This window comes from Vibrio ulleungensis (assembly GCF_016900875.1).
Classification (GTDB): domain Bacteria; phylum Pseudomonadota; class Gammaproteobacteria; order Enterobacterales; family Vibrionaceae; genus Vibrio; species Vibrio ulleungensis.
This window is the reverse complement of record NZ_JAFEUM010000008.1, coordinates 107,403-120,293: the sequence shown is the minus strand read 5'-3', so window position 1 is coordinate 120,293 and position 12,891 is coordinate 107,403. Positions and strand designations below refer to the sequence as shown.

Here is a 12,891-nt window from a genome sequence, read left to right as displayed (position 1 = left end):
ATTTCCTCTAGTTGTTAGAAGGTTCTTCCAATTGTGAAGGTGAAAAACTCGTCATCGTCACCTTCGTAAATTTTAATCGGCGTTGCAAATGAGAACACCAAAGGTCCCATTGGAGACATCCACTGCACTGCGGCACCAAAAGATGCGCGGAATGCACTTGGATCAGAATAGTCATAGTAATACTTGTAACCCGGCGCCCCGCTGTCCATTTCGACAAACAGGAACTCGGTATCCCACACGCTCGCCATATCGACGAACAAGCTAGAACGTAATTGGTTCTTAAAGCCCTCGGAGACAAACGGTGTCGGTACGATAAGCTCTATACTACCCAGTGCCGTTGCGTTACCACCCACCGACTTATCCGTAGCATTGTAGTTAGGATTGTTTCCTTTACCCTCGTCGTAGACGGCCTTAGGACCTGCTGTGTTCGAACTAAACCCACGAAGAGTAGTAAAGCCACCGGCATAAAAGTTCTCATAGAATGGGAACAGGTTATCGTTGCCATCGATACTGCCGTAACCATTACCATATCCTAAACGTCCACGAAGCAAGAGCGCAAAATTGTGAGACTCTGTCAGAGGGAAGTATTGGCGTACGTCATATTGCATCTTGAAGTACTGCACGTCCGAGCCTGGCGTTGTCATCTTATAGTAGGCTCTTTGGTGGTTACCGGCCGTTGGGAAGGTACCTCGGTTAAGGTTATTTCGTGTCCATGCCAGCGAAAACTCGAAGTCGCTTACAATGAGTGCACCATCACTATCGACATTACTGGCTTGCGACTGCAAGAACCGCTCAATCTGAACGTATTGGTCAATGTTCGACAAACGGTTGTGCGCATAGCCCACTCCCAACTCAAAGAAGTTGAGCTCATTAAATGGGAAACCCCAAGTAAGAGTAGCGCCGTAGCTTTCGTTGGTGTAATCAACAATACCTGCTTCAGAGGCCTCAAATTCATTGTAATAAATCTTACCACCCAGGCTCACACCATCGAGGTTCCAATAAGGGTCGCGATAGTCAAGACTAACGTTTTTCTGATAGTCGTTCATCATTGCCGAAATACCAACTCGGTCACCGCTTCCTAAGAAGTTATCCTGCTGCAAACCTAGCTGGAAACTGATGCCCGATTCGGTACCATAGCCCACACCGAAGTTGACACTGCCGGAGTTTGCCTCTTTAACGCTGTAAACAATGTCTACCTGATCGTCGCTTCCAGGGACTCGAACCGTACTAACATCTACAGTCTCAAAGAAACCCAAACGGTTAAGACGTGCTTTACCGGTTTCAATAGATTGCGAATTGAGCCAACTGCCTTCCATTTGACGCATTTCACGACGAAGTACTTCATCTTTGGTTGAATTGTTGCCTACAAAACGAATATCACGAACATAAATTCTCTTACCTGAAGTGACGTTTACAACGAGAGAGACTTCGTTATTTTTATCATCGAACTCAGGAATGGTTCGCACTTCTGGGTACGCGTAACCTGACGCACCGAGTACTCGCTTAATGCCTTCTTCCATCGCGGTAACTTCTGTGCCGCTATAGACTTCACCTTCATCCAGCGTGACAAGACTACGAAACTCTTCTGTCTTCCCTATCAATTCACCACGAAACTGCACGTCTTTAACTGTGTACGCATTGCCTTCTTCAAGTGATAGCGTAATGTAGACACCTTTCTTATCAGGAGAGATGGCTACTTGCGTTGAGTCGACTTTAAATTTCAAATAACCACGATCGTAGTAGTACGACTTTAGTGATTCAATGTCACCGGCCAGTACCTGTTTCTGGTACTTATCATCAGCCAAGAAGTTCCACCAAGGCACTTCAACATTCAGGTTAAATCGAGATAGCAGTTGTGAATCAGTGAATATTTCATTACCGATAAAGTTAATCTGCTTAATCTTCGCGGAGACACCTTCAGCAAATACGAACTTTAGGTCAGAACGATTTCGAGGAAGTGGCGTTATCACCGCTTGCACGGATGCGTTGTATTTACCCACACTGTAGTAAAAGTCTTCTAAGCCTTTTTCGATATTGCTTAAAGTTGTGCGGTCCAACGCTTCACCAACTCGCACACCTGACGCGTCGAGGTTTTGCTGCAATTGGTCGTCTTCCAATGCTTTATTGCCGCTAAACGAAATACTCGCAATGGTAGGCCTTTCTTTAACCTGCACCACCAATGTATTGCCATCGCGTAATACGCTCACGTCTTCATAGTTACCCGATGCGTACAATGAGCGAATCGTCTCCGCCACATCGCCTTCACCTAGAGTATCTCCTACACGTACTGGGATTTTTAGCAATGCCGCACCCAGTGCAACACGCTGCAAACCTTCAATACGAATATCGTCGACGACAAAGCTATCGCTGCCGTAAGCTACTGTGCTGAGCAAAACGCTCGAAGCCAGCAACAAGTCCTTAAACTTCATAAATTCCGTTGTATTTCCATGCTGCGCTTAACGTTATAAGCGCATAAAGTCATTAAAAATAGCCACTGTCATAAGTGCGAGCAGCAGTGCTCCACCAATTCGATATCCAACCTCTTGTACCTTCTCTGGTACTGGGCGTCTGATCACGGCTTCAATAGCAAAAAACAATAAGTGACCGCCATCTAAAACAGGCAACGGCAGTAAATTAATAATACCTAAGTTTACGCTTATCAGCGCTAAAAACATTAAAAAGTGAACCAGACCATAATCGGCGGTCGCTCCCGCGCCTTTTGCGATCGAGATCGGCCCGCTTAAATTTTCTATACCCACATGCCCAACCACCAGTTTTTTCAACATGCTGAGCGTTAAGTCCACCAGCTGGTAAGACTTATTGACCGCTTCACCGATTGCAGCAAATGGGCCAAACTGCATGTCAAAGCGATAGTTCTCTGGCCAAGGTTCTGATGTTGGCATAATACCAACATAACCAATAGTTTGCTCCTCAATTACTCGAGCATTCGGGGTCAGAGTCAACGTAATCGGGTTTCCATCACGAATGATATCGATAGGCATCGCTGTCGATGGGTTATTGCGAATCGTCTCGGCTATGGCTTCCCATTCAGTCATAGGCTGTTCGTTGAGGCCAATGATTTGGTCACCCACCTGCACTCCTGCAGCTTCTGCAGCCCCACCTTCTATCACCTGACTCACTGTACTGATGATTTCTGGGCGATACGGAACAATCCCAATCGTACGAATCGCCGATTCCTTTTCAGGATCAAATTGCCATTGGCGAATATCCAATGTGGTTTGACGTTCTAGACCGTAATTATCTATAGGGGCGTACGTAACCGACATCTGGTCTAGCCCAATGTGCGAAATAAGCTGCATGTTCACCGACTGCCAATCAGGTGTTTTGATTCCGTCGATGGAAGTAAGTTCCATCGAACGTTCAATTCCCGCTTGTTCAGCAATAGAATTTGGAACTAGATCACCAATTACCGGCTTAACACTTGGCACGCCGATCATGAGCACTAACCAGTACGCAATAATCGCAAACAAAAAATTAAACATTGGGCCTGCGGCCACAATTGCGCTGCGTTTCCACAAAGGTTTGTGGTCAAAGGCCTGGTTTTTCTGCTCGTCAGTCAACTCATCCACACGGCCATCAAGCATTTTGACAAAGCCACCTAACGGAATCAGTGCAATAGTATACTCAGTCCCCTGTTTGTCGGTACGCGACCAGATAGACTTACCAAAGCCTATAGAGAACTTGTGGACCTTCACACCACATCGGCGAGCTACCCAAAAATGCCCAAACTCATGCACTGCGACCAATATACCCAGTGCAACGACAAATGAGGCGAAATTCCATAAAAACCCACTCATATCACACCACCTTTACAACGTGTTCTTGGGCCAGTTTTCGCACCATTTCATCGAGCGAAAGCAAACTTTCTAGATCATTTAACTGATGTGCAGATTGCGTTGCACATACCGCTTCGACAACCGATTGATTGACACGAGCAATATCGGTAAAGCCTATTTTTCGATTTAAAAACGCATCCACCGCAACTTCGTTACAGGCGTTCAGCGTTGTCGTCGCATGCTGCCCTTCAAAACACGCATCGATTGCCAGTTGCAAACATGGATATCGTGAAAAGTCTGGGGCTAAAAAAGTCAATTCACCCACCTGAGTAAAGTCTAGCGCAGATACTGTAGAAGGGGTGCGATTTGGGTAAGCCATGGTGTGCGCAATAGGTGTACACATGTCGGGTTCGCCCATTTGGGCGATAACAGAACCATCCACATATTGCACCATTGAATGAATCACAGATTGAGGGTGAATAATCACATCCAATTGAGATTTATCTGCGGCAAATAGCCATTTAGCCTCAATATACTCAAGCCCTTTATTCATCATAGTTGCCGAATCAACCGAGATTTTTGGCCCCATTGACCAATTAGGGTGAGCAATAGCTTGTTCCGGTGTCACCGTTGACAGTGATTCGACATCACTATAACGAAAAGGCCCACCGGAGCCTGTTAGCAATATTTTTGAAACGCCACAAGCTTGTAAATCACAGCGGCCAATTTGCAATTGAGCATCAACGGGCAAGCTTTGGAATATCGCATTGTGCTCGCTGTCTACAGGTAAAATTTGCGCGCCGGTTTTAGAAGCAACATCTATCAACAACTGCCCCGACATCACCAAAGATTCTTTATTGGCCAATAGTATTTGCTTACCCGCTTTCGCTGCTGCCATAGTTGAAAGTAAGCCAGCCCCACCTACAATCGCGGCCATAACGGCATCGACTTGTGGATGCTGAGCAACATCGCACAATCCTGCTTGTCCACTCAATACTGAAGTAGAAAGATTTAGCGACGCAAGTTGCATGGTTAGCTGTTCTGCAGCTTGCTCGTCATGCATGACTGCGAAACGAGGCGTCCATTGACGACACAAACTAACCATAGCTTCAACATTGGTTGCCGCAGCCAGTGCAAAAACTTGATATTCGCTAGGGTTCGCTTGAATGACTTTTAGTGTGCTGCTACCGATTGACCCGGTCGCGCCCAAAATGGCAATCTGCTTCATGGTCGACTCAATATCGGTTGATTATGCGAGTAAAAAATAGCACAGCGTAAACATAGGAAACGCTGCCATCAAACTGTCAATGCGGTCCAATACTCCACCATGCCCAGGGATCAAGTTGCTGCTGTCTTTAATATTTGCAACACGTTTAAACATGCTCTCAACCAAATCACCCATCACCGAGATAACAACTGTAGCCAAAATAATCACCATCATGGCAGGTGTGCTAGAGAAATCGAGAGACAGCAGATCCGTAAAGACAAAACCAACAATGATCGCAGCAATGATGCCCCCGACTAAACCTTCTATGGTTTTATTGGGGCTAACGCGCGGTGCCATCTTATGTTTACCGAGGCTCTTACCGGCAAAGTAGGCGCCACTATCAGCACTCCATACAAGCAGGCAGACAAACAGGACCATCTTGGCGCCGTAATAAACGTTCACGTCGTAATCAATGGCTCGAAGTACCGCTACGCTCCAAAGAAATGGCATAAGTGAAATAAGACCGAAAATGCCTTTAAGTAACGGCGAATCTTGCCAATGCTTTGCTGAAGATGGGTAGGTAATGGTCATCAGGCTCGCGATGAGCCACCAAATAACACCACTTAAGATGAAGCTAAAGCTACTTTGTCCAAAAGCGCCTAATTCGTAGGGTTGCATAGGCATTATCGCTACACAGGCGAGCGCACCAGCCAGTAAAAAGAATAAGCTCTTATTGCGAGCTTTTGGCGTCACAAACTGCGACCACTCCCATAAAGAGAGGCCAACAACACCGAGCAACATCAATACAAAGTAGAAAAAGGGTAACAAGAAAATGCCAGCAATGATGAGCGGCGCAAGAATTAGCGCGGTAATAATGCGTTGTTTCACGTATTAGAATCCTTTTTCTGTGGTCATAAGGGCTTTTACCTGTTCGCCAGTACAACCAAAGCGACGTTCTCGGTTAACAAACCAACTCACGGCTTCAATTAAGGCATCTTCGTCAAAGTCTGGCCAATGGCAAGGGCAAAAATAGAGCTCTGCATAGGCCATTTGCCACAGCATGAAATTGCTGATTCTCGACTCACCACTAGTCCGGATCATAAGGTCCACTTCGGGTAAGTCGCTTAAGCTCATGTGTTTAGACAGCAGTGCTTCGTCAATTTCTTCAACACTGACCTCACCCGTTTCTATCTGTTTAGCGATGCGTTTGGTCGCCTGAGCGATGTCCCACTTGCCACCGTAATTAGCCGCAACGTTGACTTGCATGCCTTTGTTGTTTTCGGTGATTGCTTCAGCTTCTGCAATCTTGTCTTGTAATCGTTGACTGAACGCACTGGTGTCACCGATCACTTTTAACTTTAAGTCATTCTTATGAAGTCGTTTAACTTCATTAGTTAACGCGACCATAAACAGCTCCATCAACAAGCTGACTTCTTCTTCTGGTCGTTGCCAATTTTCACTACTAAACGCAAACAAGGTCACAGCCTTTACACCCAACCGGGCTGCAGTGCGAATGGTTCGTCTAACTGATTTCACACCGGCCCTGTGTCCAAACACACGCGGCTTGCCTTTGGATTTAGCCCATCGACCGTTGCCATCCATGATGAAAGCAATGTGTTGAGGCAGCTGCTGTGATGATAATACTGTGTCTGACATAAGGTTTACGTTAGAAAATTTTAGCTGTGGATAATAACACAAAAACGCTGCCTGTAAGAGGCAGCGTTATACTCAGGTGCAAACATTTGCGCATTGGTTGCTCAATTGAGAAGCACCCAGGCTGTATCGGTCAATAATCCGCCGCAATCAGCAGGTTATCTTACCAATCAGAGAGAGAAAGCTTACACTTCCATCAACTCTTTTTCTTTCGCCGCTAAGACTTCGTCTACTTTTTTAACCGCTGCGTCAGTCAACTTTTGGATCTCATCTTGACCTTTACGATCTTCATCTTCAGAGATTTCTTTGTCTTTAAGCAGTGCTTTAAGATCGCCATTTGCATCACGACGAATGTTGCGAATCGCTACACGTCCACCTTCAGCTTCACCGCGAACGATCTTAACGAGGTCTTTACGACGCTCTTCCGTGAGTGGAGGCAGTGGAACACGGATAACAGTTCCTGCAGACATTGGGTTAAGACCCAAATCAGATTGAAGGATTGCTTTTTCTACTTTTGGAGCAAGCTCTTTGTCGAATACTGTAATGGCCAGTGTACGTGCATCTTCTGCAACAACGTTAGCCACCTGGTTTAGCGGAGTCGGTGCACCATAGTACTCAACCGACAAGCCAGACAATAGGCTTGGGTGCGCACGACCAGTGCGGACTTTTGATAAGCTATTTTTTAGCGCTTCAACACTTTTTTCCATGCGCTCTTGCGCGTCAGTTTTGATTTCGTTAATCACGAGTTCACCTTAAGTTCAAAAATTAGTCTGCGTATTAAGCTTTAGCGCTGCTCGCTGATGCTTGTTCGCTAATCAGTGTGCCTTCTTGCTCGCCCATAACAACGCGGCGAAGTGCACCAGGTTTGTTCATATTGAAAACACGGATAGGCATGTTGTGGTCTCTTGCTAGAGTGAATGCAGCAAGATCCATAACTTTAAGCTCTTTATCCAAAACCTCTGTGAAAGAAAGCTTACCATACAATTCAGCGTCTGGGTTAGCAACTGGATCGGCATTAAACACGCCGTCCACTTTGGTTGCTTTTAGTACCAAATCGGCTTCAATTTCAATGCCACGTAAGCAGGCTGCAGAGTCGGTAGTAAAGAATGGGTTGCCTGTACCAGCAGAGAAGATAACCACTCGACCTTGACGCAATTCACGAATAGCATCTGCCCAGTTGTAATCGTCACAAACACCTTTTAAAGGAATCGCCGACATAACACGTGCATTCACATAAGCGCGATGCAGTGCGTCACGCATAGCAAGGCCGTTCATGACCGTAGCCAACATACCCATGTGGTCACCCACAACGCGGTTCATACCAGCTTCTGCTAGACCAGCTCCACGGAAAAGGTTACCACCGCCGATGACCACACCCACTTGTACACCTAGCTCCACTAACTCTTTAACTTCTTGAGCCATACGATCCAATACAGCTGGATCAATACCAAACCCTTCTTCGCCTTGCAGAGCTTCGCCACTTAGCTTTAACAAAATACGTTGATACGCTGGTTTTGGACTTGTAGTCATGGAGATACCTTTTTTAGTAAAAGTCATATTAACGGTCAGGAATAACAGCGCGCCTATTTTAAGCAAATTAGCCTAATTTGACGCTCTTATTCGTCACAGTTAATCGATTACATCGTTCAATAAAAATAATAGGCCGTTCATAAAAAGACCGCAGCATAGCCACGGTCTTTTTAATTACGAATTCAAAAAGAATTAACCTTTTTGAGCCGCTGCTACTTCGTCTGCGAAGCTCATTTCTTCGCCTTTATCGATACCTTCACCTACTTCTAGGCGAACAAAGGTAGATACAGAAGCACCACGCTCTTTTAGGATGTCGCCTACAGATTTCTTAGGCTCCATCACGAACGGTTGACCAGTTAGAGAGATTTCGCCAGTGAATTTCTTCATACGGCCGATAACCATTTTCTCTGCGATTTCAGCTGGTTTGCCTTCGTTCATTGCGATTTCAACTTGAACCGCTTTTTCTTTTTCTACTACGTCTGCTGGTACGTCTTCTGGGTTAACAAACTCAGGACGAGAAGCAGCAACGTGCATTGCAACGTGCTTAAGTGTTTCAGCATCGCCTTCACCTGCAACAACAACACCGATTTTCTCACCGTGACGGTAAGAAGCGATAGCAGCACCTTCAACGTACTCTACGCGACGGATGTTTACGTTCTCGCCGATTTTAGCAACAAGAAGAACACGCTCTTCTTCAAACTTAGCTTTAAGCTCTTCAGCAGTCGCTTTAGTTGCTAGTGCGTCAGCCGCTACTTTCTCTGCGAATGCAGTGAAGTTTTCGTCTTTCGCTACGAAGTCAGTTTGACAGTTCACTTCAAGAAGTGCAGCAACGCCGTTTTCTTCTTTGATGATGATTGCGCCTTCAGCAGCTACGTTGCCTGCTTTTTTAGCAGCTTTAGCAGCACCAGACTTACGCATGTTCTCGATCGCTAGCTCAACGTCACCGTTAGTTTCAGTTAGAGCTTTTTTACAATCCATCATACCTGCGCCAGTACGGTCGCGCAGTTCTTTAACTAGAGCAGCAGTAACAGCCATTCTCTATTCCTCAGTTGATTCTAATTTGGGTAAAAATCAGGGGCCATTTTACTGGCCCCTTAGCATACTAGCACTTAGTTTGACTTATGCAGTTCTATACTGCGCAAACTAAGAAAGGGCGACAGCCGCTATTACTCAGCTTCTTCTACGAAACCGTCTTTCTCAGAAGCAACAGCAACGTCTTGGTTACGACCTTCGTTTACAGCAGTTGCTGCAGCGTTAAGGTACAGTTGAACCGCACGGATTGCATCGTCGTTACCAGGGATGATGAAATCAACACCGTCTGGATCAGAGTTAGTATCTACTACAGCGTAAACTGGGATACCTAGGTTGTTTGCTTCTTTAACAGCGATGTGCTCGTGGTCAGCGTCGATCACGAATAGCGCGTCAGGAAGACCGCCCATGTCTTTGATACCACCAAGAGATTTCTCTAGCTTCTCCATTTCGCGAGTACGCATTAGAGCTTCTTTCTTAGTTAGTTTCTCAAAAGTGCCGTCTTGAGCTTGAGCTTCAAGATCTTTAAGACGCTTGATAGACTGACGAACAGTTTTGTAGTTAGTAAGCATACCACCCAACCAACGGTTGTTTACGTAGTATTGGTTGCTTGCGATAGCCGCTTCTTTAACAGCTTCAGACGCAGCGCGCTTAGTACCAACAAAAAGAACTTTACCTTTTTTCTCACCGATTTTGCCTAGCTCAGCTAGTGCATCGTTGAACATTGGTACAGTTTTCTCTAGGTTGATGATATGAACCTTGTTACGAGCACCAAAGATGAATGGCTTCATTTTTGGGTTCCAGTAACGAGTTTGGTGACCGAAGTGAACACCAGCTTTTAGCATATCGCGCATTGATACGTTTGCCATTTTAAATTCCTCTATGGGGTTAGGCCTCCACATTCCCCGTAGCTCCGACCTTATTTCAGGCACCCCGGATTACGTGACGAAATGTGTGTGAGTTTAATAAAAATTTAATTATGAAATCATCTGCTAACGCCACAGTGCAAAACTGGATGGAGATAACAGTACAATTTCTGGCGCGCTTTATACCATATTCAGCCAAAAAATCACAGTTTTTATCGAAAATTACTGCCTTGGTTTAAGGAAAGCGACCTTCCTCCTGACACTTAATTAACCCTTTTTGAGCGAGTCGCGTAGATACACAAATTGCACAGTTCTTGATATAGTAGCGCCAACGAAACGAGAATTAGTTACAAACCTATGTCAATTAAGATAAAAACTGAAGCCGAAATCGAACGCATGCGCATTGCTGGTAAGCTAGCTGCCGACGTTCTTGAAATGATTGGTCCCCACGTGAAAGCTGGGGTCACGACTGAAGAGTTGGACCGCATTTGTCACGAATTCACCGTCGAAAATGGCGCTTACCCTGCACCGCTTAATTACGGTGGGTTCCCTAAATCTATCTGTACATCAATCAACCATATTGTTTGTCACGGTATCCCTGCTAGTGTAGACGAAATGGGCACAACAGGTAAAAGTAAGCCAGCCGTTCTTAAGGATGGCGATATCGTCAACATTGACATTACAGTAATCATTCCGGACGAAGACGGCGTAGATTTAACTGAGCGTCCACAAGGGTACCATGGGGATACATCGAAAATGTTCTTTGTTGGTGATGTTAGCCCAGCAGATAAACGCCTCTGTCTAGTAGCCCAAGAAAGCCTTTACTTAGCTATGAAGAAAGTGAAGCCGGGTGCGACAGTCGGTGATATTGGCACCACTATCGAAAAATACATCAAAGAAAACAACAAAAAGAACCCTCGTACTAAGTTCTCTATTGTTAAAGATTTCTGTGGTCACGGCATTGGCAATGAGTTCCACGAAGAACCGCAAGTGGTGCACTACAAAAACAATGACCGCCGCATCCTTAAAGAAGGCATGTGCTTTACCATTGAGCCGATGATTAATGCCGGTAAATTTGGTTGCAGTATCGATGCCGAAGATGACTGGACCGTGTATACGGGAGACGGAAAAAACTCAGCTCAATGGGAACATACCATTCTCGTGACCGCGACCGGTTGTGAAGTATTAACATTGCGCAGTGATGAATCGATCCCTCGCATCATGAATAACGCTTAATCTATTCAGTTAAACACCACGTAATTGGGCGCACTATTGCAGCGAATTACCTTGTAAAATAGTGCGTCTAGTGGCCTTTTCAAAATTATCCACCAAAGATTAACCCACTGAAAAACCTAGGATTCCATTCATAACTCCAATGTGATATTGATCACCGAAGTGCATTTTGTGCACAAGGACTAATCACTCACGGAGACTCTATGACCGATCCGCAATCATCTCAGCAAAGCCTCTTTCAATTTGAACGGGTTACCCGTTTCAACTTCTCTGTCTGGACTGTACTGACTGGCACATTGCTAGCACGAACCAGTTATTTTATGGCTTGGCCATTTCTGATTGTTTTCCTCTACAACGATTATGGCGTGTCGGCTCTCGAGGTCGGTATTATGCTCTCAAGCTCGGCGTTAGTTGGTTCATTAACCGGCCTTTATTCGGGCTATCTGTCGGACAAGTTTGGCCGCAAAAAAATCATGGTGTGCGGGAGCTTGTTAGCATCGTTAACCTATGCGGGCATCGGTGTCGCCACACAAGTGTGGCAATTTTACATATTAGTGCTGATAACAGGGTTAATGCGACCAATGATCGAAGGCCCCGCCAAAGCCGTTTTAGGTGATAACCTTGCTGATAAAAAAGACCGAGAGCTTGCGTTAAACATCCGTTACTTTCTTTTGAACTTAGGTGGAGCAATTGGTCCGCTAATAGGCATAACGCTTGCGCTGCATAAACCTCAAGCACTCTTTATTGCAACGGGTGTGACTTATCTCGTTTACTCGCTATGGCTTTATATTGGTTTAGAGCGAACTCAGTATAAAAGGACCGTTTCCGCTGAGGCTTTACCCAATTTTGCACGGACGCTTGGGATCATTGCGAAGGACTCTGTCTTTATTCGCTTAATGATCGCGAACTTTCTAATGATGTTTGTCTACGCACAAATCGAATCCTCCATTCCTCAAGTTATTGTGCGTTCTGGCATCGAGCAGGCAACGAAAATCATTGCGGGGTTAGTGTTAGTCAACACCATAACGATTATTGTGTTTCAATTTCCAACCCTAAAACTGCTAGAAAAACAGCCTCTATTTTTCCGAGCACGTTTAGGGATGGCGTTGATGGCTGTTGCTCAATTAGGGTTTTTATTTACACCGGAACACTGGCCCGCTGGCTGGCTAATTGCCTGCTTTGTACTGAGCATCGGTGAAGTGATTGCGTTCCCCACGCTCAACGTTCAGATTGATAAACTCGCACCAGAACATTTACGAGGTTCCTACTTCGGCGCCGCCACACTTTGCGCACTCGGTTTTGCTGTCGCTCCTTTGGTCGGTGGATTGATGATCGGAAGCTTAAATTCAAATTGGCTGTTTGCAGGATGCTTTGTTGTCTGCCTCATTATGATATGGCTCTATTTTAAAGCCGAAAACAAGGCAAAAGATCTGCACTTGCAAACCGCAGAGCAATCACTTTAACGGTAACGATTGCTTTGTTCTAACGCTCGCTTTATCTTGACCATATAGATTGATAAAGTGCTTACATTGCATTGCGCGTACAGGGAACGATATGTCACTGGCATTACTAAAAA

11 protein-coding genes are annotated in these 12,891 nt (G+C 45.4%); 2 read left to right on the top strand and 9 right to left on the bottom strand.

Annotated elements, in window-relative coordinates; all coding sequences use genetic code 11:
• Positions 1-14: 14 nt before the first annotated feature.
• The 9 genes from bamA to rpsB all read right to left on the bottom strand — a co-directional run bounded on the left by bamA (position 15) and on the right by rpsB (position 10,085).
• On the bottom strand, positions 15-2,429 hold the full coding sequence (bamA, locus tag JQC93_RS17355) for an outer membrane protein assembly factor BamA (RefSeq protein ID WP_205159637.1): 2,415 nt from the start codon (positions 2,427-2,429) through the stop codon (positions 15-17).
• A gap of 33 nt (positions 2,430-2,462) precedes the next feature.
• Positions 2,463-3,818 carry a sigma E protease regulator RseP gene (rseP, locus tag JQC93_RS17350; protein ID WP_205159636.1) on the bottom strand — a complete coding sequence of 452 codons (1,356 nt, stop codon included), beginning with the start codon at positions 3,816-3,818 and terminating at the stop codon, positions 2,463-2,465.
• Position 3,819: 1 nt separating this feature from the next.
• Positions 3,820-5,025, bottom strand: coding sequence for a 1-deoxy-D-xylulose-5-phosphate reductoisomerase (ispC, locus tag JQC93_RS17345; protein WP_205159635.1), 1,206 nt, complete (start codon positions 5,023-5,025; stop codon positions 3,820-3,822).
• Between the two features lie 21 nt (positions 5,026-5,046).
• On the bottom strand, positions 5,047-5,892 hold the full coding sequence (locus tag JQC93_RS17340; protein WP_205159634.1) for a phosphatidate cytidylyltransferase: 846 nt from the start codon (positions 5,890-5,892) through the stop codon (positions 5,047-5,049).
• 3 nt (positions 5,893-5,895) lie between these two features.
• Positions 5,896-6,660 (bottom strand): polyprenyl diphosphate synthase, encoded by a 765-nt coding sequence (gene uppS, locus JQC93_RS17335; protein WP_205159633.1) that lies wholly within the window; start codon positions 6,658-6,660, stop codon positions 5,896-5,898.
• Positions 6,661-6,842: 182 nt separating this feature from the next.
• The gene (gene frr / locus JQC93_RS17330; protein WP_084886396.1) at positions 6,843-7,400 is read right to left on the bottom strand and encodes a ribosome recycling factor; all 558 of its coding nucleotides are present in this window, start codon (positions 7,398-7,400) and stop codon (positions 6,843-6,845) included.
• A 34-nt stretch (positions 7,401-7,434) separates the two neighbouring features.
• Complete coding sequence (pyrH, locus tag JQC93_RS17325) at positions 7,435-8,187, bottom strand: UMP kinase (RefSeq protein ID WP_205159632.1); 753 nt, start codon at positions 8,185-8,187, stop codon at positions 7,435-7,437.
• Between the two features lie 192 nt (positions 8,188-8,379).
• Positions 8,380-9,222 (bottom strand): translation elongation factor Ts, encoded by an 843-nt coding sequence (gene tsf / locus JQC93_RS17320; RefSeq protein WP_205159631.1) that lies wholly within the window; start codon positions 9,220-9,222, stop codon positions 8,380-8,382.
• 131 nt (positions 9,223-9,353) lie between these two features.
• Positions 9,354-10,085, bottom strand: a complete 732-nt coding sequence (rpsB, locus tag JQC93_RS17315; RefSeq protein WP_205159630.1) for a 30S ribosomal protein S2 — start codon at positions 10,083-10,085, stop codon at positions 9,354-9,356.
• A 354-nt stretch (positions 10,086-10,439) separates the two neighbouring features.
• Here rpsB and map point away from each other — a divergent pair, with 354 nt between their 5' ends.
• Together map and JQC93_RS17305 are read left to right on the top strand one after the other, a co-directional pair.
• Positions 10,440-11,318, top strand: coding sequence for a type I methionyl aminopeptidase (map, locus tag JQC93_RS17310; protein WP_205159629.1), 879 nt, complete (start codon positions 10,440-10,442; stop codon positions 11,316-11,318).
• Between the two features lie 200 nt (positions 11,319-11,518).
• Complete coding sequence (locus JQC93_RS17305; protein WP_205159628.1) at positions 11,519-12,778, top strand: MDR family MFS transporter; 1,260 nt, start codon at positions 11,519-11,521, stop codon at positions 12,776-12,778.
• Positions 12,779-12,891: the final 113 nt, after the last annotated feature.